The sequence below is a fragment of the Thioclava sp. F36-6 genome (genome assembly GCF_002020305.1).
Lineage (GTDB): Bacteria > Pseudomonadota > Alphaproteobacteria > Rhodobacterales > Rhodobacteraceae > Thioclava > Thioclava sediminum.
Window position 1 is genome coordinate 1,249,107 of record NZ_MPZX01000002.1, and the last position, 25,206, is coordinate 1,274,312.

Here is a 25,206-nt window from a genome sequence, read left to right on the forward strand (position 1 = left end):
GTCGTATGGACTTCGCGGGGCGCGAGTGGTTGGATCGCGCCCGATACGAAGGAGGCACCGATGGCATTCGGCAAAAACATCCGCACATGGTTCGAAGGCGCATGGCACGAGGGCGATATCGCCGTGATGCGCGCCGCCGATCACGGGCTTTGGCAAGGCAGCTCGGTCTTTGACGGGGCGCGGCTTTTCGACGGGGTCGTGCCCGATCTCGACTTGCATTGCGCACGCACCAACCGCTCCGCCGAGGCGCTGATGATCACGCCGACCCTCGCCGCCGAGGAGATTGTCGAGATTGCGCGCGAGGGCCTGCGGAAATACGACAAGGGTGCTGCCGTCTACGTTCGCCCGATGTATTGGGCGATTGCGGGTTCCGATCTGGGAGTCGCGCCGAAGCCCGGCGAGACCGGATTCGCACTGTGCCTCGAAGAGGTGGCGATGCCCGATCCCGGCAAGTCGACGACGTTGACCACCACGCAATTCCGTCGCCCCGTTCTGGCCGATAACGTCACCGATGCGAAGGCGGGCTGCCTTTATCCGAACAACGCCCGGATGCTGGTCGAGGCGCAGCGCAAGGGCTTCGGCAACGCGCTGGTGCAGGATGCGATGGGCAATGTCGCAGAAAGCGCGACCGCGAATGTCTGGATGGTGAAGGATGGCGAGTATTTCACGCCCATGCCGAACGGCACATTCCTCGCGGGGCTCACGCGCAAGCGGATCATGGGGCTTCTGCGCGAGGGCGGCGAGACGGTGCATGAAGCGGTGCTGACGCTCGACGATTTCCGCAATGCCGACGAGGTCTTCCTGACCGGCAACTTCGCCAAGGTCACGCCGGTCGCGGGCTTCGACGATGTCAGCTACACGCCCGGCAAGCGCACCCAGCGGGCGCGCGAGGCCTATATGGACTGGGCGCAAGGGTCGCCGCTTTGAGCCTCGACACCCCCGCGGTTGCCAAAGACCTCGCGCCGGGCGATGATCCACGCACACCCCGTCCCGGAGGAGCCATGCGCAAGTTTCTGGTTGTGCTCGACGATACCCGCGAATGCCTCAACGCGATGCGTTTCGCGGCGATGCGCGCGAACCATACCGGCGGCGGCGTGATCATCCTCTCGGTGATCCCGCCCGACGAATACCAGCACTGGATCGGCGTGGCCGAGATCATGCGCGAAGAAGCCCGTGAGCGGATCGAGGCGCATTTCGAGGTCTTCGCGAAATGGATGCGCGACCGTCAGGGCGTGGAGCCGGAACTGGTGATCCGCGAGGGCGAGCCCGTGCCCGAGATCATCGCCGTGATGGACGAACATCCCGAGATCGGCGTGCTGGTACTTGGAGCAGGCTCCGGCAAGGGCGGTGCGGGGCCGCTGGTCAGCCAGATGGTCAAGCAGGCCGGAACGCTGCCCTGCCCGCTGACGATCGTGCCGGGCGAGATGTCGAAGGAAAAGCTCGAACAGATCACCTGACCGATGCCGATGCCCTGGACCTATCGCCATGCGCAGAAGGAGTTCGCCTCCTTCCTCGCCGATGCGCGCGATCGGATGGGCCTCGACTCCGACAATATGACCTACACGGCGGTGGAGGGCGTCTTCGTCACCTTCCGTGCGCGGCTGCGCCCTGTCGAGGCCATCGCCTTCGCCGATTGCCTGCCAGCGGTGTTGCGCGCCATCTTCCTGTATCACTGGGATGTGATGGCGACGCCGCGCCCATTTGGCAGCCGGACCGAGATGACCCGCGAAGCGCAGGCGTTGCGCCCGCATCACAACCTGACCCCCGATAACGCCATCGAAGCCACCGCCTTTGCGCTCTGGCGCCATGTCAATCATCGTGACTTCGAGGCCGCTCTCGCGCGGATCGGGCCGGACGCGGAGGCATTCTGGCGCCCGGAGGTCACCGATCCCGCCCAGATCGCGCCGCGCTTCATCTAGCGCATAGCCGCGATTACTTGATTAATTCAGTCGGAAGGCGCATATGAGCGGCAAGCCAAGGAGGCACGCGATGTTTATTCAGACCGAGACGACCCCGAACCCCGCGACGCTGAAATTCCTGCCCGGCCAGACCGTGCTGGAGACCGGCACCGCTGATTTTCCCACCGCCGAGACGGCGGCCAAATCGCCGCTGGCCAAGCGCGTTTTCGCAGTGCCCGGCGTGACCGGCGTGTTCTTCGGCTCGGATTTCGTGACCGTGACGAAGGACGATGCGACCAGCTGGGATCACGCGAAACCGGCGATCCTCGGCGCGATCATGGAGCATTTCCAGTCCGGCGCCCCGGTGATCGAAGGCGAAGCCGCGCCCTCGGGCCATGCAGAGCATGACGGCGAAGACGGCGCGATCGTCTCGCAGATCAAAGAACTGCTCGACACCCGCGTGCGCCCGGCCGTGGCGCAGGACGGTGGCGACATCACCTTCCACGGGTTCGAGCGTGGTGTGGTCTACCTGCACATGCAGGGTGCCTGCGCCGGTTGCCCGTCGTCGACGCTGACGCTCAAGATGGGGATCGAGAACCTGCTCAGACATTACATCCCCGAGGTTTCAGAGGTCCGTCCGGTCAATGCCTGATCTGACGCTAGGCTTCGACACATCGGCCGCGCATTGCGCGGCCGCTTTGCTGTCGGGTGATGACTGCCTCGTTTCGCGACACGAGGAAATGGGACGCGGACAGGCCGAACGGCTGATGCCGCTTCTCGAAGAGGTGCTCGCAGAGGCGGGCGTCGGCTGGCGCGACCTGACGCGGATCGGCGTCGGGATCGGGCCGGGAAATTTCACCGGCGTCCGCATCGCCGTCTCTGCCGCGCGCGGCCTTTCGCTGAGCCTGCGGGCCCCGGCGCTCGGCGTCTCGATCACCGACGCTGCGCAATTCGGCAGTGAAGGTCCGGTGCTTGCCGCCGTCGCAGCACCACGCGAGCGCGTCTATCTCGAAGGGTTCCGCACCGCACAGGCCATTCCGCTCGATCTGCATGAGCTCGACGCGCTGCCCGAGGGCTTGGCCGAACCCGGCCTGACCTGCATCGGCACCGCCGCCGAAGAGGTCGCCCAACGGATCGGTGCCGCCGCCGCGCCCGCAGCCTTCGCCCCCGCCGAAGCCATCGCACGGATCGCGGCCTCTCGCGAATTCATCCCCGGAGAACGCCCCGCGCCGCTTTATCTGCGTGCCGCTGACGCCGCTCCGCCCTCCGATCCGCCGCCGAGGATCCTCGACTGATGCGCGCCGAAGCCCTCGCCGAGCTGCATGCCGCCTGCTTCACCACACCGCGCCCGTGGAACGAGGCCGAATTCCGGGATCTGATGCGCGGCCCCGGCACCTTTCTGTTGAACGAAAATCGAGGCTTCCTGCTGGGACGCGTCATCGCGGGCGAAGCCGAGCTTCTGACCCTCGCGGTCGACCCGAAAGGCCGCCGCAACGGCACGGGCCGCGCGCTGGTCGAGCGGTTCGCACAGGAAGCCGAAGCGCTGGGGGCCGAAAGCGCCTTCCTCGAAGTCTCCGCCGAGAACGACGCCGCGCGCGCGCTTTATGCCGCGACCGGCTGGAAGGAATCGGGGCGCCGGAAGGGCTATTACCGCAACCCGGAAGGCGATCGCATTGACGCTCTGGTTCTCACTTTGCCGCTCGCTAGAGCGACAAGCTGACCGTTCAATCAAATTTGTCTTGCGACCTCGCGTCATCCACAACTTGACGCTTGACCCCCTTGGCAAGCTCTGCCCAAATCGGCCTGTCCGCGCGCTGAACCGAGCGCGCCAACAGGCTTATCCAACAGGGCCATAACGTTCGGGAGTAATCCATGACCTATTTCACCAAGTTCCTTGGCGCCGCGACCGCGCTCGCGCTCAGCGCCGGGGCCGCGCTGGCCGATCCCGCGATCATTTACGATCTGGGCGGCAAATACGACAAGAGCTTCAACGAGGCCGCCTTCAACGGCGCCAAGCGTTGGGCCGAAGAGACCGGCGGCTCCTACAAGGAACTGGAAATGCAGTCGGAAGCTCAGCGTGAGCAGGCCCTGCGCAAACTCGCCGAGTCCGGCGCCAACCCGATCGTGATGACCGGCTTCGCCTTCGGCGACACGCTCAACACCGTCGCTCCCGACTACCCCGACACCAAGTTCGCGATCGTCGACATGGTCGTCGACCAGCCCAACGTCGAGTCGATCGTCTTCAAGGAAGAGCAAGGCTCCTACCTCGTCGGCATGATGGCCGCGATGGCCTCGAAGACCGGCACCGTCGGCTTCGTCGGCGGCATGGACATCCCGCTGATCCGCAAGTTCGCCTGCGGTTACGTTCAGGGCGTGAAAGCCGTGAACCCCGACGCGAAAGTCATCCAGAACATGACCGGCACCACCCCGGCGGCGTGGAACGACCCGGTGAAGGGCGGCGAGATCGCCAAGGCCCAGATCAGCCAGGGCGCGGACGTGATCTACGCAGCCGCCGGCGGCACCGGCATCGGCGTTCTGCAGGCAGCCGCGGATGGCGACGTCCTGTCGATCGGCGTGGACAGCAACCAGAACTACCTGCACCCGGGCAAGGTCCTGACCTCGATGCTCAAGCGTGTCGACAACGCCGTCTATGACGCGTTCTCGGCGGGCCCCGATCTGAAGCCGGGCATCAAGGTGATGGGTCTGGCCCAGAACGGCGTCGGCGTCGCGATGGACGACAACAACAAGTCGCTCGTCACGCCCGAGATGGAAAAAGCGGTGGAGCAGGCGAAAGCCGACATCGCTTCGGGCAAGATCGAAGTGCATGACTACATGTCGGACGACAGCTGCCCGGTCGAGTGATGAACACAACAGAGTCGAACAACGCGGGGCGGCAGGCAACTGCCGCCCTTGCCACTGAAAACGCCAGCGATGCGGCCGAGGCGGCCCACGCTGCCGCCACGCCCACGGGCGCGCCCGCGATCGAGCTGAAAGGCATCTCGAAAGCCTTCGGCACGGTGCAGGCCAACAAGGACATTTCGATCCGGGTCATGCCCGGCACGATCCACGGTATCATCGGCGAGAACGGCGCGGGGAAATCCACCCTGATGTCGATCCTGTACGGCTTCTACAAAGCCGATGCGGGCGAGATCTGGATCAAAGGCAAGCACACCCATATCCCCGACAGCCAGGCCGCGATCAGCGCCGGCATCGGCATGGTCTTCCAGCATTTCAAGCTGGTGCAGAATTTCACCGTGCTCGAGAACATCATCCTTGGCGCCGAGGATGGCGCGCTGCTGCGCCCCTCGCTCTCCAAGGCCCGCAAGGAACTCAAGCGCCTCGCCGAGGAATACGAGCTCAACGTCGATCCCGACGAGAAGATCGAAGAGCTCTCCGTCGGCCACCAGCAGCGCGTGGAAATCCTCAAGGCGCTCTATCGTCAGGCGGATATCCTGATCCTCGACGAGCCGACCGGGGTGCTGACGCCCGCCGAGGCCGATCACCTCTTCCGCATCCTCGATTTCCTCCGCAAGGAAGGAAAGACGATCATCCTGATCACCCACAAGCTGCGCGAGATCATGGAGATCACCGACACGGTCAGCGTGATGCGCCGCGGCGAGATGACGGCGACGGTGAAGACCGCCGAGACCTCGCCCGAGCAACTCGCCGAGCTGATGGTGGGCCGCAAGGTTCTGCTCAACGTCGACAAGACAGCAGCCCAACCCGGCAAGACCGTGCTGGAGGTCGAGAACCTCCGCGTGAAAGACGAAGACGGGATCGAGCGCCTCAAGGGCATCAATCTCGAAATCCGCGCGGGCGAGATCCTCGGCATCGCGGGCGTGGCGGGCAACGGCCAGTCCGAACTGCTGGAAATCCTCGGCGGTTTCGCCAAGGGCACCGGCAACATCCGCATCAACGGCGAAGAGATCGACCTCACCGGCAAGCATAGCGACGGCCAGTCCCGCCGGCGCCGGGGCATCTCGCACGTCCCCGAGGACCGCCATAGCCTCGGCCTGATCCTCGATTTCGCCGCGTGGGAGAATATGGTCTTCGGCTATCACACCGATCCGGCCTATCAGAAGAACCGCTTCGTCATGGACAATGCGGGGATCGTCGCCCACACGGCCGAGGCGATGGAACGCTTCGACGTGCGTCCGCCGATCCCGACCCTGCCCGCGAAGAGCTTCTCGGGCGGCAACCAGCAAAAGATCGTGCTGGCCCGCGAGATCGAACGAAGCCCGGCGCTGCTGCTGGTGGGCCAACCCACCCGCGGCGTCGATATCGGCGCAATCGAATTCATCCACAAACGCATCATCGAACTGCGCGACCAAGGCGCCGCGATCCTGTTGGTCTCGGTCGAGCTTGACGAGATCCGGGCGCTCTCGGACCGGGTCGCGGTCATGTTCGACGGGCAGATCATGGGCATCGGCCCCGTCGAGACCGCCACGCAAACCGGCATGGGCTGCCTCATGGCGGGCATGGGCGGCGAGGACGTGCGCGGCATGGACGGCTGGACGATCGCCGCGCCCGAGGAGAGCCAATAATGGAAAAGACACCGAAATGGGTCGATGTGGCCCTGATCCCGCTCCTCAACCTGCTGATCGCTTTCGTGATCTCGGGGATCGTGGTGCTGCTGATCGGCGAAGACCCGATCAAGGCGATCAAGGTCATGGTCTCGGGCGCGCTCGGCTCGCCCTATGGCTGGGGCTACACGCTGTATTACGCGACCAACTTCATCTTCACCGGCCTCGCGGTCGCGGTCGCCTATCACGCCAGCCAGTTCAACATCGGCGGCGAGGGTCAGGCGACGCTGGGCGGGCTTGGCGTGGCGCTGGTGCTGCTCGCGTTCCCGTGGCCGCATTGGACCATCGCGCTGATCGCGGCGATGGCAGGCGGCGCGATCTTCGGCGCGGCCTGGGCGGCGATCCCGGCCTATCTGCAGGCCAAGCGCGGCAGCCATATCGTGATTACCACGATCATGTTCAACTTCATCGGCGCGGCAGTGCTGAACTACATGCTGGTCAACGTGCTGCGTCCGCGCGGCTCGATGGACCCGGCCACCGCGCGCTTCGGCGCGTCGACACATCTGCCGACCTTCCATGACTTCCCGCTCGTCGGTCAGTTCTTCTCGAAATCGGTCCCAGCGAACGTGTCCTTCTTTGTGGCGATCCTCGCCTGCTATCTCGTCTGGGTCCTGATCTGGCGCACCAAGCTTGGCTTCGAGATCCGCGCTTTCGGGCGGTCCGAGTCGGCAGCGCGCTATGCCGGCATCTCGCCGGTGAAAATCGTGATGGCGGCGATGCTGATCTCGGGCGGCCTCGCCGGCCTGATGGCGATCAACAACGTGATGGGTGAGGCGCATCGCCTCGTGCTCAACTCGGTCGAGGGCGCGGGCTTCATCGGGATCGCGGTCGCACTGATGGGCCGCAACCACCCGTTCGGCGTGTTCCTCGCGGCACTTCTCTTCGGCTTCCTCTACCAGGGCGGCGGCGAGCTGGCGCTGGAAACCACGATCCCGCGCGAGCTGATCACCGTGATCCAGGCGCTCGTGATCCTGTTCACCGGGGCCTTCGACAACATGCTGCGCGCACCGATCGAGAGCTTCTTCGTCGCGCGCGCCAACGCCCGGAAGGAGGCCTGAGATGGATTTCGGAACGATCATCGAAATTCTCGATAGCGCCGTTCGCCTCGGCACGCCGCTGCTGCTCGCCTGCCTCGCGGGCCTGTTCTCGGAACGCGCGGGCATCTTCGACATCGGCCTCGAGGGCAAGATGCTGATGGCCGCCTTCTTCTCCGGCGCGGTCGCGGCGGTGACGGGCAATGCGTGGCTTGGCCTTCTCGCAGGCGTCGGAGGCTCGATGAGCCTCGCCTTCGTGCACGGCCTCGCCTCGATCACCTTCCGCGGCAATCAGCTGATTTCCGGCGTCGCGGTAAACTTCCTTGCCTCGGGCTTTACCGTTCTGATCGCGCAAAGCTGGTTCCATCAGGGCGGCCGCACACCGCAACTCTCGGGCAACGGGCGCTTCGATCCGATCACCCTGCCCGGCGCCGACGCGGTCCAAGATGTACCCTTCCTCGGTCCGATCTATTCGAACCTGATCTCGGGACACTCGATCCTCGTCTATGTCGCCTTCGCGATGGTGCCGATCACCTGGTGGGTGCTGTTCCGCACCCGCTTCGGCCTGCGCCTGCGCGCGGTGGGCGAGAACCCGGAATCGGTCGACACCGCAGGCATCTCGGTCATTCGGATGCGCTACACCGCCGTCGCCATCACCGGCGTTCTGGCGGGTCTGGGCGGCGTCTATCTGGCAACCGGTCTGGCGGCTGGCTTCGTGAAGGAAATGACCGCCGGGCGCGGCTATATTGCTCTGGCGGCTCTGATTTTCGCGAAATGGCGGCCGGTTCCGGCACTTGGGGCCACGATGCTCTTCGGCCTGCTGGAAGCGATCTCGAACCGCTATCCGAATATCGATCTGGGCGTCGTAACCCTGCCGATCCAGTTCATGCAGGCGGTGCCCTACATCCTCACCGTGATCATCCTCGCGGGTTTCATCGGCAAGGCGATCCCGCCGCGTGCAGGGGGGCAGCCCTATGTCAAAGAGCGCTGAACTCGCGCAACTGATCCGCGAGCGTGCGGGCGACGAGGCCCCGCGCCTCGGCCTGATCCTCGGCTCCGGCCTCGGCCATCTGGCCGAGGAGATCGAGGGCGTGGCGATCCCCTATTCGGAGCTTCCGGGCTTTCCTCATGCGGGCGTCTCGGGGCACAATCCGAAGCTGGTGATCGGCACGCTCGAAGGCATCCGCGTGGCCGTCTTCGGCGGTCGGGTTCACTATTATGAACACGGCAATCCCGCCGAGATGCGCCTGCCGCTGGAGATCCTCAAGGAACTCGGCTGCGAGAGTCTGCTGCTGACCAATGCGGCCGGCAGCCTGCGCGAGGACATCCAGCCCGGCGGGCTGATGATGCTGAACGATCACATCAACTTCTCGGGCAACAATCCCCTGATCGGCGAGCCCTCGGATGCGCGTTTCGTGCCGCTGACCGAGGCGCATGATCCGGACATCCGCGCCGGGCTCAAAGCCGCCGCCAAGGCCGAAGGGATCGAACTGCCCGAAGGGGTCTATTGCTGGTTCTCCGGCCCGACCTTCGAAACCCCCGCCGAAATCCGCGCCGCGAAAGTCTTCGGCGCCGATGCGGTGGGCATGTCGACCGTGCCGGAAGTGATCCTTGCGCGCTTCCTCGGGCTGCGCGTGGCCGCCGTCTCCGTCATCACCAATATGGGGGCGGGCATGGCACAGGAGAATATCAGCCACGAGCAGACCAAGGCGATCGCGCCCATGGGCGCGGCCAAGCTCGAACAGGTTTTGCGACGATATCTGCAACAGTTGTAACCCCGCGGCACGGCGGGGTTTGACTTCGCCTGCCCTTCGGGGACACTAACGATGCAACCTCCTCAGCGGGTGCAGTTCATGCAGATCTACCTGCCCATCGCCGAAGTCTCGGTCAATATCTTCACCCTGCTGGGGCTCGGCGGCATCGTGGGGCTGCTCTCGGGCCTGTTCGGCGTGGGCGGCGGCTTCCTGATCACCCCGCTTCTGTTCTTCATCGGCATCCCCCCTTCCGTCGCCGTGGCCACCGGCGCGAACCAAGTTGTCGCCTCGTCCGTGTCGGGCGTTCTGGCGCAGCTCAAACGCAAGGCGGTCGACATTCCGATGGGGCTCGTGCTGCTGGTGGGCGGCCTGCTCGGCTCGGCCAGCGGCATCTACGTCTTCAACCTGCTGACCGAGCTGGGCCAGATCGATCTCGCGGTGCAGCTTTGCTACGTCGTCTTCCTCGGCCTGATCGGCCTTCTGATGCTGCAAGAGGGCATCCGCACCATCCAAAAGCAGCGCAAGGGCGGTGGCGTGCGCAAGAAACGCGTGCAGCACACTTGGGTCCACAAGCTGCCCTTCAAGTTCAAGTTCCGCGCCTCGGGCCTCTATATCTCGGTGATCCCGCCGCTGCTGGTCGGTGTCGCGGTCGGTATCCTCGCAGCGATCATGGGCGTCGGCGGCGGCTTCATCATGGTTCCGGCGATGATCTATCTGCTCAACATGCCGACCAAGGTCGTGATCGGCACCTCGCTGTTCCAGATCCTGTTCGTCTCGGCCTTCACCACGCTGATGCACGCGATCACCAACCAGACGGTCGACGTGATGCTGGCGCTCCTGCTGATCGTCGGCGGCGTGATCGGCGCGCAGATCGGCTCGCGTCTCGGCGCGCGCCTGAAGGCGGAACAGCTGCGCATTCTGCTGGCGCTACTGGTGATCATCGTCGCCGGCAAGCTCGGCCTCGACCTCGTGCTTCATCCGAGCAACCTCTACTCCATCGCGACGGGGGGCGAATGATGATCCGAGCCGCCCTCCTCGCCCTCGGCCTCTGTGCTGTCGCCCTGCCCGCTCTGGCACAGGACCAACAGGTTCTGCCCGCGCGTCCGGGAATGCCGATCACCAATCGCCCCGAACCCGATGAGCAGATCGTGGCAGGCCTCAGCCGCGACAATATCGGGATCACCACTTCGTTCGACGGCAGCCAGATCCTGATCTACGGCGCCATCAAACGCGAGAAGCCGGAGCCCGAAGGGCAGAAGCTCGCCGTGATCGTGACGCTCGAAGGGCCGCTCGGCCCGGTCACCATCCGCAAGAAATCGCGTGAATTCGGGATCTGGGTGAACACGGCTTCGGTCGGCGTCGCCGCTGCCCCCAGCTATTACGCCGTCGCCACCTCCGGCCCGCTCGGCGATATCCTCGATCGGCGCACCGACACCCAGCAGCGGATCTCGATTCCGCTCGCGATGCGCGCTTTCTCCGGTCCGATCACCGTCGACGATTCGATCCCCTTCACCGAGGCGCTCGTCGATATCCGAAAGGAACAGGGGCTCTACAAACTCGAGACCGGCGGCGTGCATATCGTGGATAACACGCTGTTCCGCGCCGATTTCGCGCTGCCTGCGAACCTCACCGAGGGCGATTACAAGACGCGTATCTTCCTGCTGCGCGACGGCAAGCTGGTGGACAAATACCAATCCGCGATCGAGGTGCGCAAAGTCGGGCTGGAGCGCTGGCTCTACACGCTCGCGCATGAGAACGCGGCGCTCTACGGGCTCTTGTCGCTGGCGCTTGCCGTCTTCGCAGGCTGGGCCGCCGCCGCGATCTTCCGCTTCGTGCGTTAACCGCGCCCGACGAAGGGCATCGCGCTCGCCATCACCGTCATGTTGAGCACATTCGCCTCAAGCGGCAGCCCGGCCATGTGCAGCACCGAGCGCGCGACATTGGCCACGTCCATCGTGGGCTCCGCCGTCTTTGTCGCTGCGGCATCGATATTGGCCAGCAACCCGGTGCGCGCGTTGCCGACGTCGATCTGCCCGCAGGCGATGTCGAAATCGCGCCCGTCCAGCGCGATCTGCTTGGTCATACCGTTGATCGCGTGTTTGGTGGTCGTATAGGCGAGCGATTTCGCGCGCGGCACCTGCCCCGAGATCGAGCCGTTATTGATGATCCGTCCGCCGCGCGGCGCCTGCCCTCGCATCTGCGCGAAAGCGGCGCGGGCACACAGGAACATACCCGTCAGATTCACCGCGATACAGGCATCCCAATCCTCCAGCGTAACCTCGTCGGGCAAGGCCGCAGGCGGGAACATCCCGGCATTGTTGAACAGCACGTCGATCCGGCCGAACCTGGCGACCACCTCGGCGAAGGCGCGCTCCACCGCTGCCGCATCGCTCACGTCGCAGGCCACGGCCAGCCCGTCGCCTTGCGCGGCGCTCTCCGCCAGCTTGTCCTCCGAGCGCGCCAGACAGGCGACCTGCCAGCCCTCGGCCAGCGCGGTCTCTGCCACTGCGCGCCCGATCCCGGCGCTCGCCCCGGTCACCACCATCACGCCCATCTCGCCCCTCCTTCGCCTTGGCTCAAATATCCCCGCCGGAGGCTCCTGCCCTATCCGTCCTGCGGTTCGGCTTTCAGTTCCAGCTTACCGCCGCCTTTCGGCAGATCGTCAATGGTCAGCGGCGCCGAGGGCCGCGCCAGCCGCGCCCGCACCACCCACAAGAGCCGATGCTGCGCCCGGGTGATCGCGACATAGGCCAGCCGCTTCCACAGCGGGATGCCCGCCTCGATACGCCCTGCCCGGTAGGCCGCATAGATATCCGGCGCGAAGACCTGCACGTCTTCCCATTGCGAGCCCTGCGCCTTGTGGATCGTCACCGCAGCGCCATGCAGGAAGGTCGCGCCCATCCGGGCCGCGAAAGGAATGAACGGCTCCTCCTCGTCCGGCATTTCGATCTTCACGATCGAGGCCGCCGAGAGCCGCGGGTCTTCCGCCCCCATCACATGCAGCCGCGAGAAACCGGGCTTCTTGCCGGGGCCGAGATAGATCACCTGCGCGCCCTTGATCAGGCCGCGCGCCTCCAGATCGATCCGCTTCTTGCGGTGCTTCACCGGCAGTTCGATCCCGTCGCAGATCAAGGGCTCGCCCGGCAGCATCATGTCGGCTGGCGCGGAATGCGCGGCGCGGAAGGCGTGGATCAGCCGGATGCGTGTGGCGTTGCGCCAGACCAGCACCGGCGAACGCGCCATCAGATCGCTCTCCACCCGCTCGGCCCAGACGACGCGGTCATCCTTGGCGGCGGCCTTTTCGATCTCGCGCTCGAACTGCTCGAAGGTCACGCTCTCATCGCCCAGCATATGCGCCAGATCGAGGATCGGGTTATCCTCGGCCTGCCGGTGGATGCGGTGCAGGATGTGTTTGCGCTCGTCGGGCAAACGCTCGAAGACCATCTCGCCCGACTGGTTCACGGGCGCCAACTGCGCCGGGTCGCCGAACAGCACCAGCGTCGGGAAAATTTCGCGCAGGTCGTCGAACTGACGCTCATCCAGCATCGAGGCCTCATCGACAAACCCGATATCGAGCGGGTCTTCGCGCCGCTTCCAGCCATTGATGAAATCCGAGCCGCGCAGCCCCGCCGAGGCCAGCGCCGCCGGGATCGATTTGTGCAGATCGTAGAAGGCTTTCGCCCGGTCGAGCGTCGCTTCGGTCAGGCCCATCTCGATCAGCAATTCGGGCTTGGGCCGCTCGCCCTGCCCGGTCAGCCATTCCGCGATCCGCTCATATTCGGGATCGTAGACCGGCGTGTAGAGAATGCGGTGGATCGTCGTCGCGGGCACGCCACGCGACCGCAATACGCTCGCCGCCTTGTTCGTGGGCGCGAGGATCGCCAGCGTGCGCTTTTCGCGGCGCCTCTTACCCTCGAAATCGCCCGAGACCAGATCGACGCCTGCCGCCTCCAGCGCCTTGTACAACTCCGCCAGAAGCAGCGTCTTGCCCGACCCCGCCTTGCCGATCACCGAAAGCACGCGATTGCTGCCGCTTTCCGGCGTCATCGAGCCTTCGAGAATATCGACCCCCGCCGCCTCGAGCGCGGAAGCAACGGCATCCCAAGCCTCGGCCTGGTCCTCGGAAAACTGGATCATGGGGGTCGTCATGGCGCGACCTTACCTGCGCGCCTTGGCGGGCGGAAGGGCGAAAGGGCTCGGTTTTCGCGGGGTCCGACGCCGGGAGCCTCCGGCGGGAATATTTGGGTCGAGAAGAAGACGCCGCTTCTTCCCGATCCCAAACGGGCTGCGCGCTCAGGCGGCTTTCTCGGCCGGGGTCGCGAGCGTCACGATATCCATCATGATCCGGTTCAGCTCGAAATCCTTGGGCGTGTAGACGCGCGCCACGCCGAAGCTCAGGAGCTTCTTGGCGTCCTCATCCGGGATGATCCCGCCGACGACGACCGGGACATGGTCGAGGCCAGCGGCGCGCATCCGCTCCATCAACTCCTCGATCAGGGGCATATGCGAGCCCGACAGGATCGACAGCCCCACCACATGCGCCTCGTCCTCGATGGCTTTGGCGACGATCTGTTCCGGCGTCAGGCGAATGCCGTCATAGGTGATGTCCATGCCGCAATCGCGGGCGCGGAAGGCGATCTGCTCGGCGCCGTTCGAATGGCCGTCGAGGCCCGGTTTGCCGACGAGGAATTTCAGGCGACGGCCCAGCTGCGAGCTGACCGCATCCACGGCCTCGCGGATATCGTCGAGCCCTTCGGTCTGGTTCGAGGGCGAGCGCGAGACCCCCGTGGGGCCGCGATACTCGCCATGGACGGCGCGCATCACGCCCGCCCATTCGCCCGTCGTCGCGCCCGCTTTCGCGGCAGCGATCGAAGCTTCCATGATATTCTTGCCAGCCTTCGCGTCCGCCTTGAGCTGAGCCAGCGCCGCCTGCACCGCGGCCTCGTCACGCTCGGCGCGCCAGGCATTCAGACGGTCGATCTGCTCCTGCTCCACCGCCGGGTCGACGACCATGATGCCGCCATCGCCTGCGGTCAGCGGCGAGGGCTCGCCCTGCTGCCAGCGGTTCACGCCGACGACGATGGTTTCCTCGGCCTCGATGCGGTTGATCCGCGCGGCGTTCGATTCCACCAGACGCGACTTCATGTAGTCGATCGCGGCAATCGCCCCGCCCATACCGTCGAGCGTTTCCAGCTCAGCCCGCGCGCCGTCCTTCAGCGCCTCGACCTTCGCACTCACCGCCGGGTTGCCGTCGAAGAGATCGCCATATTCCAGAAGGTCGGTCTCATAGGCCATGATCTGCTGCATCCGGAGCGACCATTGCTGATCCCACGGGCGCGGCAGGCCGAGCGCTTCGTTCCACGCGGGCAGCTGCACGGCGCGGGCGCGCGCGTTCTTCGACAGCGTCACGGCCAGCATCTCGATCAGGATGCGGTAGACGTTGTTCTCGGGCTGCTGTTCGGTCAGGCCGAGCGAGTTCACCTGCACGCCATAGCGGAAACGGCGGAATTTTTCGTCCTCGACGCCGTAGCGGTCACGGCAGATCTCGTCCCACAGCTCGGTGAAGGCGCGCATCTTGCACATCTCGGTAACGAAGCGGATGCCCGCATTCACGAAGAAGGAGATGCGCCCGACCATCGCGGGGAAAGCCTCTTCCGGCACCTTGGTTTTCAGATCATCCAGCACCGCAATCGCGGTCGCGAGCGCGAAGGCCAGCTCCTGCTGCGGCGTCGCCCCGGCTTCCTGCAGATGATAGGAACAGACGTTCATCGGGTTCCATTTCGGCAGGTGCTCGCGGGTATAGGCCGCGACATCGGTGATCATCGCGAGCGAGGGCTTCGGCGGGCAGATATAGGTGCCGCGCGAGAGGTATTCCTTCACCAGATCGTTCTGAACCGTCCCCTGCAGCTTCGACACATCCGCACCCTGCTCCTCGGCCACAGCGATATAGAGCGACAAGAGCCACGGCGCGGTCGCGTTGATCGTCATCGAAGTGTTCATCTGCTCGAGCGGGATCTCATCGAACAGCGCACGCATGTCGCCCAGATGGCAGACCGGCACGCCGACCTTGCCCACCTCGCCGCGCGACAGGACATGATCGCTGTCATAGCCGGTCTGGGTCGGCAAATCGAAAGCCACCGAAAGCCCCGTCTGCCCCTTGGAGAGGTTGTTGCGATAGAGCGCGTTCGAGGCGGAGGCCGTGGAATGGCCCGCATAGGTGCGAAACAGCCAGGGGCGGTCTTTGGCGGGCATCGTGTCGGTCATGGCGGCCTCCATCGGAATACGAATCTTCGTTGCGCAATATTGTTGCGCGTTGAGATGGTTTAAATTGAATTTTGTGATCCTGTCAATTCGCTGCAACGCGGCGTGACTGGTTTCACGCAGCGTCCGCGACGCGAAGCTTTATAAATAAGAGTTTGCTCGCAGCTCGAAAATCGAGAGGGACATAAAATTACAAAAACGGAACGTCAGGGATTGAAAAGTTGCGCAGCCATGCGTATCCCTCTGAACGAACACCGCCCGATTCTGCGGCGCGGCAAGGACAGACAGGAGAAAGCCATGGCCCTTGATCAGGAAACCGGTATCGCGCCCTACGATGCGCCGGAGAAGGACCTTTACGAGATCGGCGAGATGCCGCCCCTCGGCTACGTCCCCCCGAAAATGTACGCTTGGGCGATCCGTCGCGAACGCCATGGCGAGCCCGAGCAGTCGTTCCAGCAGGAAGTCGTCGACACCTGGGAGATCGACAGCCACGAAGTGCTCGTTCTCGTGATGGCCGCGGGCGTGAACTATAACGGCGTCTGGGCCGGTCTCGGCGTGCCGATCTCGCCCTTCGACGGTCACAAGCAGCCCTATCACATCGCAGGCTCGGACGCGTCGGGCATCGTCTGGAAGGTGGGCGACAAGGTCAAACGCTGGAAAGTCGGCGACGAGGTGGTAATCCACTGCAACCAGGACGATGGCGACGACGAAGAGTGCAACGGCGGCGACCCGATGTTCTCTCCCTCCCAGCGGATCTGGGGCTACGAGACGCATGACGGCTCGTTCTCGCAGTTCACCCGCGTGCAGGCGCAGCAGTTGATGCCGCGCCCGAAGCACCTGACCTGGGAAGAGGCCGCCTGCTACACGCTGACGCTGGCCACCGCCTACCGGATGCTGTTCGGTCACCACCCGCATGAGCTCAAGCCCGGCCAGAACGTGCTGGTCTGGGGCGCCTCGGGCGGTCTGGGTTCCTACGCGATCCAGCTTGCGAACACCGCGGGCGCCAATGCGATCGGCGTGATCTCGGACGAGAGCAAGCGTCAGTTCGTGATGGATCAGGGCGCCAAGGGCGTGATCAACCGCAAGGACTTCAAATGCTGGGGTCAGCTGCCCACGGTCAACACGCCGGAATATAACGAGTGGCTGAAAGAGGCCCGCAAATTCGGCAAGGCGATCTGGGACATCACCGGCAAGGGCGTGAACGTGGACATGGTCTTCGAACACCCCGGCGAAGCGACCTTCCCGGTCTCGACGCTGATCGTGAAGAAGGGCGGCATGGTCGTGATCTGCGCCGGCACCTCGGGCTTCAACTGCACCTTCGACGTGCGCTACATGTGGATGCACCAGAAGCGCCTGCAGGGTTCGCACTTCGCCAACCTCAAGCAGGCGGCCTCGGCCAACAAGCTGATGGTGGAGCGGCGTCTGGACCCCTGCATGTCCGAGGTCTTCCCGTGGGATCAGATCCCGCAGGCCCATACCAAGATGCTGCGCAACGAGCATAAGCCGGGCAACATGGCGGTGCTGGTTCAGGCCCCGAAAACCGGGCTGCGTACCTTCGAGGACGCGCTGGAAGCGGGTCGCCGCAACTGACGACCCGTTGTTGTTTCACGGGAAACCCGCGCTCGGGAGGGCGCGGGTTTTTCTATTTTTTGGGTGAGGGACGCGCCCGAGCCTTGGGTGGGCGCTTTGTCCGGTTCGCGGCTGGGTGCTTTAACTCACGAACCCGTCGGCCCTTCGTGCCCGCGCTGACATCGCCAATGCGCCCTCCCGTGGTGAGGGTCGGGCGCGGCCCGGGGCTCTTCGCCCCGCGCCAAGGACGCAGCCCAAAAGAAAAACGCCCGGCCTTTCGGACCGGACGCTTCCCACTCGTACCACCGGTTGTCAGGCTGCCTCGTTAACGTCGTCGGGCTGCTTCGCGCCGGTCATGTAGGCCACCGCATCCGACATCGAATGGTTCTTCGGATCGATCACGCAAAGCCGCTTGCCCAGCCGGTGGACGTGGACACGATCCGCCACCTCGAAGACGTGCGGCATGTTGTGCGAGATCAGGATGATCGGCAGACCTTTTGCCTTGAGATCGAGGATCAGGTTCAGCACCTGACGGCTTTCCTTCACGCCCAGCGCCGCCGTCGGCTCGTCCATGATGATCACTTTCGACCCGAAGGCCGCAGCACGGGCCACCGCCACGCCCTGACGCTGACCACCCGACAGCGTCTCGACCGCCTGATCGATGTCCTGAATGGTCGCCAGCCCCAGATCGTTGAGCTTCTCTCGGGCGAAGGCACGCATCGCGGGCTTGTCGAGCATCCGCAGCCATTTGCCCATCGGACCGGCGCGGCGCAACTCGCGCCCGACGAACATGTTGTCCACGATCGACAGCGCGGGAGAGAGCGCGAGCGTCTGGTAGACCGTCGCGATCCCGGCATCCTGCGCCTCCAGCGGGCTCTTGAAGGAGATCGGCTTGCCTTCGAGCTTGATCTCGCCCTCGTCGGCCGTAACGGCCCCGGAGATCGCCTTGATGAGCGAGGATTTCCCGGCCCCGTTATCGCCGATCACGGCAAGGATTTCGCCCGGGTAGAGATCGAAGTCGCACTCGTCGAGGGCGGTGACGCGGCCATAGCGTTTGACCAGACCGCGTGCGGTGAGAATGGGTTCTTGCGTCATGCCGAAACCTTTCTGATCCATTGGTCGATAGCGACCGCGATGATGATGAGCCAGCCGATGGCGAAGACCTGCCAGAGCACGTCCACATTCGCGAGCCGCAGCCCCGACTGGAACACGCCCACGATCAGCGCCCCGAACAATGCGCCGAGGATCGAGCCGCGCCCGCCGAAGAGCGAGATGCCCCCGATCACCACGGCGGTGATGGAATGCAGGTTCGCCTCGTAGAAGGCCTGCGGCGAGATCGAGCCCACGCGGCCGATCGACGCCCAGGCTGCGATCGCGCAGACGAGACCGGCGAGACCGTAGACCGACAGCAGCGTGCGGTCGGTGCGGATGCCCGCGAGTTCCGCCGCCTCCTTGTCGTCGCCCACGGCATAGACGTGGCGGCCCCAGGCGGTCTTGTTCAGCAGATACCAGAGCACGAGGAACACCACGACCATCAGGACCGACCCATAGGTCAGCCGCGCATTGCCGACGGTAATCGTGTTGCCGAAGAATTTCAGAAGGGGCGCGAACTTGTCGATATCCTGCGAGCGGATCGACTGCGCGCCCGAAAGCCACAGGTTGAGCGCGTAGAAGATCGACCAGGTGCCGAGCGTGGTGATGAAGGGCGGCAGTTTCACCTTGGTGACGAGGAAGCCGTTCAGCAAACCGGCGCCGGTGCCGCCTGCGAAGGAAATCAGTAGCGCGATCGGTGCGGGCACGCCCATGTAGACGGCAAGGTTGCCGGCGATCACCGACATCAGCACCATGATCGCGGCCACCGACAGGTCGATGCCTGCGGTCAGGATGATCAGCGATTGCGCCGCAGCCAGCATCCCGATGATCGAGACCTGCTGCATGATCAGGGTCAGGTTGAAGGCCGAGAAGAACTTGCCCCCTGCGACCAGGCCGAACACGGCGACGGACAACAGCAGCACGATCACCGGCACCATCGTCGGATTGCCGTGCAGCCCGTGCTGGATCGTGCCGAGAAGCCCGCGTTTCTTACTCTTGAAGGCCGCGACGGTCTTGTCGCTTTGGTCGAGGCCGTGCTCGAAGGACTGGCCGCGAGGCGGAACGGTCTGGGTCATGTCCGTCATCCTCTTTGTGCAATGTGGGGTGAAGGGCCGTCACGCGGCCCAAAGGAAAGGGCCACCGCGCGGGGCGGCCCTTCCGGTCTTTCAGGCGGGGATCAGCCCCAGCACTGCTTCAGGCCTTCTTCCGACGAGATCGAGTCGATGCCATCGACCGGCTGGTCGGTGATCAGCGTCACGCCGGTGTTGTAGAAATCGAGACCTTCGGAGTTCTGCGGCTTGGTGCCGTCCTTGGCGAAGGCCGCGATCGCTTCGATGCCCATCGAGGCCATCTTCAGCGGGAACTGCATCGAGGTCGCGCCAATGATGCCTTCCTTGACGTTCTGCACGCCCGGGCAGCCGCCATCGACCGAAACGATGATCGCCTGATCCTGCATACCGACCGATTTCAGCGCCTCGTAGGCACCGGCGGCAGCGGGCTCGTTGATCGTGTAGACGACGTTGATGCCCGGATCCTTCTGGAGAAGGTTCTCCATCGCGGTGCGGCCGCCCTGCTCGTTGCCGTTGGTCACGTCATGGCCGACGATGCGCGGATCGTCTTCGTCGCCGATCTTCTTCTCGTCTTTGATGTCGATGCCGAAGCCCTTCATGAAGCCCTGATCGCGCAGGTAATCGACCGAGACCTGGCTCGGGTTGAGGTCGAGGAAGCCGATCTTCGCATCCGCAGCCTTGTCGCCCATTTTCGCCTTGGCCCACTGACCGATCAGCTCGCCTGCCTTGAAGTTGTCGGTGGCGAAGGTCGCATCGGCGGTGTCGGCGGGCTCGAACGGGGTGTCGAGCGCGATCACCAGCGCACCGGCCTCGCGCGCCTTCGTAACCGCAGGCGCAAGCGCACGGCTGTCGGACGGGGTGATCAGGATACCCTTGGCGCCTGCCGCGATGCAGCTTTCGACCGCCGCGACCTGGCTTTCCACGTCGCCGTCGAGCTTGCCCGCATAGGTGTTGAGCGTGATGCCCATCTCTTTGGCCTTGGCCGAGGCACCCTCTTTCATCTTCACGAAGAACGGGTTGGTGTCGGTCTTGGTGATCAGGCAGGCGGTGGTTTCCGCCCAAGCGCCCGTCGCCATCAGGCCAAGCGCGGTTGCACCGAGAATTGCGGTTTTCTTCATCATGTCAGGTCTCCTCCCAGAAACAATTCAGCCGTCTCTCCGATCGGCTTCGAGGCAAATCATGTGCGAAGACGGGGCGACTCGTCAATAGATAAATCACGTGGATTTATTAATTGACAGAACACCCTCTGGAAGCCGATAAATACTCAGCGTAACTTAAGCGCGAGCAGCCTCGGAGAATGAACTGTGCCCCAGCGCGTAATGGAAATGATCAAGACCGCCCCGGTGAAAATTGGCACGGATCATTCCTCGATGCGCAACCGCAACGAACGGCTGGTGATGTCGCTGATTCGCCGCCGTGGCGCCTTGGCGAAATCAGAGATCGCGCGGATGACGGGCCTCTCGGCGCAGACCGTTTCCGTCATCATGCGTGCGCTCGAAGATGAAGGTTTCCTGCTGCGCTGCGACCCGGTGCGCGGCAAGGTCGGTCAGCCCACGGTGCCGATGCGCCTGAACCCGGAAGGCGCGTATTTTCTGGGCCTGAAAGTCGGACGTCGCCGCAGCGAAGTGATCCTGATCGACATGATGGGGACGCCGATCTCGCGCAGCGTCTCGCGCCACGACTACCCCACCGCAGCCGACACCATCGCCTTCGCCATCGACGCGATCGCCCGGATGGTGACGGAATTGCCCGCCTCGAAACGCGAGCGCATCTCGGGCCTCGGCATCGGCGCGCCGTTCCGGATGTGGGACTGGGGGGTCGCGCTCGGACTGGACGAAAGCGCGATGGCCGATTGGCGCGAACGCGACATCCGCGCCGAGCTGGAGACGATCTACCCGTTCCCCGTGGTGCTGGAAAACGACGCCTCCGCCGCCTGTTCGGCAGAGCTGTTGCTGGGCGATCAGACCCTGCCGGACGATTTCCTCTATGCGTTCGTGGGCTTCTTCGTGGGCGGAGGACTGGTGATGAACGGCTCGCTTGTGACCGGTCCCAACAACAATGCGGGCGCGCTTGCCTCGATGCCGGTGCCCGACGGTCACGGCGGCCAGTGCCAATTGCTCGACGTGGCCTCGCTCTCAGCCATCGAAGCGGCCATGGCGGAGCGTGGCCTCAATGCGAGCTTCCTCTGGGAGCGGCGCGATGTGTGGGAGCTTCCCGAAGACATCGTCGAGGACTGGCTCGCGAAAGCGGCGCGCGGTCTCGCGACTGTCGCCGCGTCCTCGGCGGCGCTGTGCGATCTCGATGCGATCGTCATCGACGGCTGGATGCCTGACGATCTGCGTGCGCGGCTCGTCGCCGCCACCGAAGCGGAACTGGCGAAGATCAACCTCTCGGGCGCGGGCATTCCGATCGTACGCGAGGGTCAGGTGGGCCCCGATGCCCGCGCACTGGGGGCCGCGACGCTACCGCTGAGCCTGCGTTTCCTGACCGAGATCGACCTGCCCGATCAGGCCGACTGACCCGGCGCGGCGAAGCACAGCGAAACGATCAGGCCGGGCTGGTTGTCGGACAGCTCCAGCTCCGCCTCGTGCAGCCCTGCCACCGCCTGAACCAGCGCAAGCCCCAGCCCATTGCCCGGCGTCGTGCGCGAGCGTTCCAGCCGATAGAGCCTACGCAGAACCTTCTCGCGCTCCGCCGCAGGAATACCGGGACCATGATCGGCGACGCTGAGAATGATTGCGCCGCGCTCGCGAGACAGGCGCACCGCGATCTGCGGCGCGGGCCCACCGTGACGGATCGCGTTCTCGATCAGGTTCGACAGCATCTGCCCCAGCAAGCCCCGGTCGCCGTGCACCATCAGAGGCGCATTGGGCCGTTGCAGGGTCAGCGCCCCGCCCGCCTCTTCCGCACTGGCCTCGTAAAGCTCGGTGATATCGGCCGCGAGCGCGCCCAGATCGACCCGCGCGAACCGCGCCTTCGGACTGCCGCCCTCGATCTGCGCGATCCGCAGGAGAGAATGGAACACTGCCACCGCGCGTTCGGCCTCGGTGCCCGCTTGCTCGGCCAGCGTCCGGGGCGGCGTGTCCTCGGGCAAAGCCTCTTGCAGCTCCGACAGCAGCACAGAAATCCGCTGCATCGGCGTCTTCAGATCATGCGCGATATCGGCGGAGACCTGACGCAGCGCCGCGACCGTCGCCTCCTGCGTCTCGGCCATCACGTTCAGCCGCGCCCCGATCCGCGCGAGGTCGTCGCCTTTCCGGGCCTTCACCTCGTCGCGCGGCACCCGCGCCTCCAGCCGCCCTTCGGTCAGATCGTCCAGCGTCTCTTCGATCGCGCTCACCCGCTTGCGCGCCCGCATCCCGACCCAAGCGCCATAGGCCGCAGAGACCAGCAGCGACGGCACAAAGGAGAAAACGAGGATCGCGAGGAAGGTCGAGGTCAGTTCCGCAATCGGCGCACGGCTCTCCCCGATCACCAGCAAACCACCCGCAAGCGGCATGGTCAGAGTGAAATAGCCATGTTTCGAGAGCGGCGCATATTCGGGATGCCGCGAGATGACCCAGCGGTCGCCCTGATGCGTGACCCGCACATTGCCGACCTGCCGCCCGTCCGACATGACGAAGGCGATCGCCCTCTCGGACGGGTCCGAGGCCCGCGCCTCCGCCGAGACGATCACCGACAAAGTCTCGGGGTTGGCCGCGACCTGAAACACCGCCGTCTGCTGCTTGAGATCGGCACGGATCGAATCCTCGGTCGAGGAGCGCAGCGCGACATAGGCAAAGCCCAGCGTCACCAGAAGGATCGCGAAGACGATCCCCATCAACCCCAGCGCCTGCCGCAGCGGCGTCGAGGCAAGGATTTCCGCGCGGTTCAGACGTGCCTTCATCAGCCCTCAATCCGGTAGCCCGCGCCGCGCACGGTGTGGATGAGGTCACGGTCGAACGGCTTGTCGACCTTGTTCCGGAGCCGGGAGATATGGGTCTCCACCACATTGGTCTGCGGGTCGAAATTCAGATCCCACACGCCCTCCAGCAACATCGTCCGGGTCTGCACCCGGCCCTTGCGGCGCAGCAGGAATTCCAACAGCGAGAACTCCCGAGGCAGAAGGTCGATCTCCTGCCCGCCGCGCGTTACCTTGCGCGCGATCAGGTCCATCTTCAGATCGCCTGCCTCCAGCATCACCTGCTCCGACTGCGCCTGCGGGCGGCGCGCCAATGCGGCGAGCCGCGCCGAGAGCTCGCCGAAGGCGAAGGGTTTCACGAGGTAATCATCCGCGCCTGCGTTGAGCCCCTCGATCCGGTCATCCACCCCGCCGATCGCGGTCAGGAAGATAATCGGCGTCGTGACCTTTGCGGCGCGGATCGCGCGGGTAATCGAAAGACCGTCCAGCTCGGGCAGCATCCGGTCGATGATCATCACGTCATAGCTGCCGCCCAGCGCTTGGGTCAGCCCGTCGCGGCCATTCGCGAGATGGTCGACCGTATGGCCCTCTTCGCGCAGGCCCCGCAGCACGTAATCGGCGGTGGTCGCGTCGTCTTCGATCAACAGCAGTTTCATCGCACTCGCTTTCTCGGTTCGCGACATATGTCGCCGATGCCACCGCACAAGTCACGCACCCCTCCCCTAAAGGTGAAAAGGATAACAGGTCTGCAATCTTCCCGCAGAGTCCCTGACAGGCTAGGCCCTCACATAGGGTGCATACCTGTCAACAAGGAGAGAAACATGCAGGACTTCCGCAAAGCCCCCCTGCTGCGCACCCTCGCCACCACCGCCATGCTCGGCGCAGGCGCCGTTGCGACGAGCGGTCTGGCACTGGTCCCGAACGTGGCCGCCGCCGAAACCTTCACCAACACCGTCGATCTGGTGAAGAAGGTGATGCCCGCCGTGGTCACCATCGAGATCAAGAAGCAGGCCAACGATCAGGAAATGGCCCAGATGGGGATGCCGCAGGATTTCCCCTTCGAGTTCTTCCAGCGTCGTTTCGGCATGCCCGACATGGGTCCGGGTCCCAACGGTCAGGGCCAGCAGATGCAACGTCCTGAGATCACTGGCCTCGGCACCGGCTTCATCATCCAGAAAGACGGCCATATCGTCACCAACGCCCACGTCGTCGACGGCGCCGAGAGCGTGAAGGTCACCTTCTCCGACGGCTCGACCGCGGATGCGAAAGTGATCGGCGAAGACAAGGCCACCGATATCGCCGTGGTCAAGGTCGATACCGACAAGGACCTGCCGACCGTGGGCTTCGGCGACAGCCAGACCGCACAGGTCGGCGAGCCCGTCGTGGCAATCGGCAACCCGTTCGGCCTTGGCACCTCCGTGTCGACCGGCATCGTCTCGGCCAAGGGCCGCGACTTGAAATCGGGCCCGTTCGATAACTACATCCAGACCGATGCAGCCATCAACAAAGGCAACTCGGGTGGCCCGCTCTTTGATGCCCAAGGCGAAGTGATCGGCATGAACACCGCGATCCTGTCGCCCACCGGCGGTTCCGTCGGGATCGGTTTCTCGGTGCCCTCCGACACGATCAAGGGCGTCGTCGCCGATCTGCAGAACGACGGCACCGTCAAGCGCGGCTTCCTCGGCGTGCAGATCCAGCCGGTCAGCGAGGACATCGCCGCGGCGCTGGGTCTCGACAAACCCGAAGGCGTCCTCGTGGCCGATGTGTCGTCCGATACGCCCGCGAAGAAAGCTGGCCTGAAGCGCGGCGACATCATCGTCGGCGTCGATGGCAAGCCGATGAAAGAGCCCCGCGATCTGACCCGTGCGATCGGGTCCGACGCGCCGGGCACCGAAGTGCAGCTCTCGCTGCTGCGCGCGAACAAGCCGCTCACGCTCTCCGTCACTCTTGATGAGCGGCCCACCGAGAAGACCAAGTCGTAATACTTGACGTCTATCGGTTAGAAGTCACGCCCGGAGCATCTGCTTCGGGCGTGACTTTTATT

24 protein-coding genes are annotated in these 25,206 nt (G+C 64.7%); 16 read left to right on the forward strand and 8 right to left on the reverse strand.

The genetic code is table 11. From position 1 onward, the window contains the following. Positions 1 to 60: 60 nt before the first annotated feature. The 13 genes from BMI88_RS13225 to BMI88_RS13285 all read left to right on the forward strand — a co-directional run bounded on the left by BMI88_RS13225 (position 61) and on the right by BMI88_RS13285 (position 11,110). On the forward strand, positions 61 to 927 hold the full coding sequence (locus tag BMI88_RS13225) for a branched-chain amino acid aminotransferase (protein WP_078549355.1): 867 nt from the start codon (positions 61 to 63) through the stop codon (positions 925 to 927). A gap of 74 nt (positions 928 to 1,001) precedes the next feature. Next, complete coding sequence (locus BMI88_RS13230; RefSeq protein ID WP_078521378.1) at positions 1,002 to 1,457, forward strand: universal stress protein; 456 nt, start codon at positions 1,002 to 1,004, stop codon at positions 1,455 to 1,457. A gap of 3 nt (positions 1,458 to 1,460) precedes the next feature. Continuing rightward, positions 1,461 to 1,919 carry a DUF2267 domain-containing protein gene (locus BMI88_RS13235; RefSeq protein WP_078549357.1) on the forward strand — a complete coding sequence of 153 codons (459 nt, stop codon included), beginning with the start codon at positions 1,461 to 1,463 and terminating at the stop codon, positions 1,917 to 1,919. A gap of 70 nt (positions 1,920 to 1,989) precedes the next feature. Continuing rightward, positions 1,990 to 2,550: a NifU family protein gene (locus BMI88_RS13240; protein ID WP_078521382.1), complete on the forward strand. Its 561-nt coding sequence runs from the start codon at positions 1,990 to 1,992 to the stop codon at positions 2,548 to 2,550. Next, positions 2,543 to 3,193 carry a tRNA (adenosine(37)-N6)-threonylcarbamoyltransferase complex dimerization subunit type 1 TsaB gene (gene tsaB / locus BMI88_RS13245; RefSeq protein ID WP_078549359.1) on the forward strand — a complete coding sequence of 217 codons (651 nt, stop codon included), beginning with the start codon at positions 2,543 to 2,545 and terminating at the stop codon, positions 3,191 to 3,193. The genes BMI88_RS13240 and tsaB overlap by 8 nt, the downstream gene beginning before the upstream one ends. Next, a complete protein-coding gene (gene rimI / locus BMI88_RS13250) occupies positions 3,193 to 3,618 on the forward strand; it encodes a ribosomal protein S18-alanine N-acetyltransferase (protein WP_078549361.1) in 426 nt (141 codons plus the stop codon). The genes tsaB and rimI overlap by 1 nt, the downstream gene beginning before the upstream one ends. A gap of 152 nt (positions 3,619 to 3,770) precedes the next feature. Then, positions 3,771 to 4,760, forward strand: a complete 990-nt coding sequence (locus BMI88_RS13255) for a BMP family ABC transporter substrate-binding protein (protein ID WP_078521388.1) — start codon at positions 3,771 to 3,773, stop codon at positions 4,758 to 4,760. After that, entirely contained in the window at positions 4,760 to 6,442 is a 1,683-nt protein-coding gene (locus BMI88_RS13260) for an ABC transporter ATP-binding protein (RefSeq protein WP_078549363.1), read from the forward strand. Before BMI88_RS13255 ends, BMI88_RS13260 begins: the two co-directional genes overlap by 1 nt. Next, a complete protein-coding gene (locus BMI88_RS13265; protein WP_078549365.1) occupies positions 6,442 to 7,539 on the forward strand; it encodes an ABC transporter permease in 1,098 nt (365 codons plus the stop codon). Before BMI88_RS13260 ends, BMI88_RS13265 begins: the two co-directional genes overlap by 1 nt. Before the next feature lies 1 nt (position 7,540). Beyond that, on the forward strand, positions 7,541 to 8,506 hold the full coding sequence (locus BMI88_RS13270) for an ABC transporter permease (RefSeq protein WP_078549367.1): 966 nt from the start codon (positions 7,541 to 7,543) through the stop codon (positions 8,504 to 8,506). Continuing rightward, positions 8,490 to 9,290 (forward strand): purine-nucleoside phosphorylase, encoded by an 801-nt coding sequence (locus BMI88_RS13275; protein WP_078549369.1) that lies wholly within the window; start codon positions 8,490 to 8,492, stop codon positions 9,288 to 9,290. Before BMI88_RS13270 ends, BMI88_RS13275 begins: the two co-directional genes overlap by 17 nt. Before the next feature lie 78 nt (positions 9,291 to 9,368). Then, on the forward strand, positions 9,369 to 10,286 hold the full coding sequence (locus BMI88_RS13280; RefSeq protein WP_078521398.1) for a sulfite exporter TauE/SafE family protein: 918 nt from the start codon (positions 9,369 to 9,371) through the stop codon (positions 10,284 to 10,286). Then, a complete protein-coding gene (locus tag BMI88_RS13285; protein ID WP_078549806.1) occupies positions 10,286 to 11,110 on the forward strand; it encodes a TIGR02186 family protein in 825 nt (274 codons plus the stop codon). Before BMI88_RS13280 ends, BMI88_RS13285 begins: the two co-directional genes overlap by 1 nt. On the opposite strand, the gene BMI88_RS13290 is transcribed toward BMI88_RS13285, so the two are convergent. The 3 genes from BMI88_RS13290 to BMI88_RS13300 all read right to left on the reverse strand — a co-directional run bounded on the left by BMI88_RS13290 (position 11,107) and on the right by BMI88_RS13300 (position 15,533). After that, positions 11,107 to 11,823 (reverse strand): SDR family oxidoreductase, encoded by a 717-nt coding sequence (locus BMI88_RS13290; protein WP_078549372.1) that lies wholly within the window; start codon positions 11,821 to 11,823, stop codon positions 11,107 to 11,109. The genes BMI88_RS13285 and BMI88_RS13290 overlap by 4 nt on opposite strands. Before the next feature lie 50 nt (positions 11,824 to 11,873). After that, positions 11,874 to 13,418, reverse strand: coding sequence for an AAA family ATPase (locus tag BMI88_RS13295; protein ID WP_078549375.1), 1,545 nt, complete (start codon positions 13,416 to 13,418; stop codon positions 11,874 to 11,876). A gap of 144 nt (positions 13,419 to 13,562) precedes the next feature. Then, entirely contained in the window at positions 13,563 to 15,533 is a 1,971-nt protein-coding gene (locus BMI88_RS13300; RefSeq protein WP_078549808.1) for a protein meaA, read from the reverse strand. Positions 15,534 to 15,827: 294 nt separating this feature from the next. Here BMI88_RS13300 and ccrA point away from each other — a divergent pair, with 294 nt between their 5' ends. After that, positions 15,828 to 17,120: a crotonyl-CoA carboxylase/reductase gene (ccrA, locus tag BMI88_RS13305; protein WP_078542614.1), complete on the forward strand. Its 1,293-nt coding sequence runs from the start codon at positions 15,828 to 15,830 to the stop codon at positions 17,118 to 17,120. Between the two features lie 291 nt (positions 17,121 to 17,411). Here ccrA and BMI88_RS13310 read toward each other — a convergent pair whose 3' ends face one another. The 3 genes from BMI88_RS13310 to BMI88_RS13320 form a co-directional block, all read right to left on the reverse strand. Continuing rightward, positions 17,412 to 18,194: an ATP-binding cassette domain-containing protein gene (locus tag BMI88_RS13310; RefSeq protein ID WP_078542575.1), complete on the reverse strand. Its 783-nt coding sequence runs from the start codon at positions 18,192 to 18,194 to the stop codon at positions 17,412 to 17,414. Beyond that, positions 18,191 to 19,267 carry an ABC transporter permease gene (locus BMI88_RS13315; protein ID WP_078521410.1) on the reverse strand — a complete coding sequence of 359 codons (1,077 nt, stop codon included), beginning with the start codon at positions 19,265 to 19,267 and terminating at the stop codon, positions 18,191 to 18,193. The genes BMI88_RS13310 and BMI88_RS13315 overlap by 4 nt, the downstream gene beginning before the upstream one ends. Positions 19,268 to 19,368: 101 nt before the next feature. Further along, positions 19,369 to 20,379, reverse strand: a complete 1,011-nt coding sequence (locus BMI88_RS13320; protein WP_078521667.1) for a sugar ABC transporter substrate-binding protein — start codon at positions 20,377 to 20,379, stop codon at positions 19,369 to 19,371. A gap of 186 nt (positions 20,380 to 20,565) precedes the next feature. On the opposite strand from BMI88_RS13320, the gene BMI88_RS13325 reads away from it, so the two are divergent. Further along, positions 20,566 to 21,780, forward strand: coding sequence for an ROK family protein (locus BMI88_RS13325; RefSeq protein ID WP_348638894.1), 1,215 nt, complete (start codon positions 20,566 to 20,568; stop codon positions 21,778 to 21,780). On the opposite strand, the gene BMI88_RS13330 is transcribed toward BMI88_RS13325, so the two are convergent. Next, on the reverse strand, positions 21,768 to 23,147 hold the full coding sequence (locus BMI88_RS13330) for a HAMP domain-containing sensor histidine kinase (protein ID WP_078549379.1): 1,380 nt from the start codon (positions 23,145 to 23,147) through the stop codon (positions 21,768 to 21,770). The two genes, BMI88_RS13325 and BMI88_RS13330, sit on opposite strands and share 13 nt — an antisense overlap. After that, the gene (locus BMI88_RS13335; RefSeq protein ID WP_075776881.1) at positions 23,147 to 23,818 is read right to left on the reverse strand and encodes a response regulator transcription factor; all 672 of its coding nucleotides are present in this window, start codon (positions 23,816 to 23,818) and stop codon (positions 23,147 to 23,149) included. Before BMI88_RS13335 ends, BMI88_RS13330 begins: the two co-directional genes overlap by 1 nt. 165 nt (positions 23,819 to 23,983) lie before the next feature. Here BMI88_RS13335 and BMI88_RS13340 point away from each other — a divergent pair, with 165 nt between their 5' ends. Continuing rightward, entirely contained in the window at positions 23,984 to 25,144 is a 1,161-nt protein-coding gene (locus BMI88_RS13340; protein ID WP_078549381.1) for a Do family serine endopeptidase, read from the forward strand. The last annotated feature ends 62 nt before the right edge of the window (positions 25,145 to 25,206 follow it).

Coding starts and splice junctions, on each gene's coding strand:
- BMI88_RS13230 (WP_078521378.1), top strand. CDS start 1,002: ATGCGCAAGTTTCTGGTTGTGCTCGACGATACCCGCGAATGCCTCAAC.
- ccrA (WP_078542614.1), top strand. CDS start 15,828: ATGGCCCTTGATCAGGAAACCGGTATCGCGCCCTACGATGCGCCGGAG.
- BMI88_RS13275 (WP_078549369.1), top strand. CDS start 8,490: ATGTCAAAGAGCGCTGAACTCGCGCAACTGATCCGCGAGCGTGCGGGC.
- BMI88_RS13330 (WP_078549379.1), bottom strand. CDS start 23,147: ATGAAGGCACGTCTGAACCGCGCGGAAATCCTTGCCTCGACGCCGCTG.
- BMI88_RS13225 (WP_078549355.1), top strand. CDS start 61: ATGGCATTCGGCAAAAACATCCGCACATGGTTCGAAGGCGCATGGCAC.
- BMI88_RS13295 (WP_078549375.1), bottom strand. CDS start 13,418: ATGACGACCCCCATGATCCAGTTTTCCGAGGACCAGGCCGAGGCTTGG.
- BMI88_RS13290 (WP_078549372.1), bottom strand. CDS start 11,823: ATGGGCGTGATGGTGGTGACCGGGGCGAGCGCCGGGATCGGGCGCGCA.
- BMI88_RS13265 (WP_078549365.1), top strand. CDS start 6,442: ATGGAAAAGACACCGAAATGGGTCGATGTGGCCCTGATCCCGCTCCTC.
- tsaB (WP_078549359.1), top strand. CDS start 2,543: ATGCCTGATCTGACGCTAGGCTTCGACACATCGGCCGCGCATTGCGCG.
- BMI88_RS13340 (WP_078549381.1), top strand. CDS start 23,984: ATGCAGGACTTCCGCAAAGCCCCCCTGCTGCGCACCCTCGCCACCACC.
- BMI88_RS13280 (WP_078521398.1), top strand. CDS start 9,369: ATGCAGATCTACCTGCCCATCGCCGAAGTCTCGGTCAATATCTTCACC.
- BMI88_RS13300 (WP_078549808.1), bottom strand. CDS start 15,533: ATGACCGACACGATGCCCGCCAAAGACCGCCCCTGGCTGTTTCGCACC.
- BMI88_RS13260 (WP_078549363.1), top strand. CDS start 4,760: ATGAACACAACAGAGTCGAACAACGCGGGGCGGCAGGCAACTGCCGCC.
- BMI88_RS13270 (WP_078549367.1), top strand. CDS start 7,541: ATGGATTTCGGAACGATCATCGAAATTCTCGATAGCGCCGTTCGCCTC.
- BMI88_RS13310 (WP_078542575.1), bottom strand. CDS start 18,194: ATGACGCAAGAACCCATTCTCACCGCACGCGGTCTGGTCAAACGCTAT.
- BMI88_RS13320 (WP_078521667.1), bottom strand. CDS start 20,379: ATGAAGAAAACCGCAATTCTCGGTGCAACCGCGCTTGGCCTGATGGCG.
- BMI88_RS13285 (WP_078549806.1), top strand. CDS start 10,286: ATGATCCGAGCCGCCCTCCTCGCCCTCGGCCTCTGTGCTGTCGCCCTG.
- BMI88_RS13315 (WP_078521410.1), bottom strand. CDS start 19,267: ATGACCCAGACCGTTCCGCCTCGCGGCCAGTCCTTCGAGCACGGCCTC.
- rimI (WP_078549361.1), top strand. CDS start 3,193: ATGCGCGCCGAAGCCCTCGCCGAGCTGCATGCCGCCTGCTTCACCACA.
- BMI88_RS13240 (WP_078521382.1), top strand. CDS start 1,990: ATGTTTATTCAGACCGAGACGACCCCGAACCCCGCGACGCTGAAATTC.
- BMI88_RS13255 (WP_078521388.1), top strand. CDS start 3,771: ATGACCTATTTCACCAAGTTCCTTGGCGCCGCGACCGCGCTCGCGCTC.
- BMI88_RS13335 (WP_075776881.1), bottom strand. CDS start 23,818: ATGAAACTGCTGTTGATCGAAGACGACGCGACCACCGCCGATTACGTG.
- BMI88_RS13235 (WP_078549357.1), top strand. CDS start 1,461: ATGCCGATGCCCTGGACCTATCGCCATGCGCAGAAGGAGTTCGCCTCC.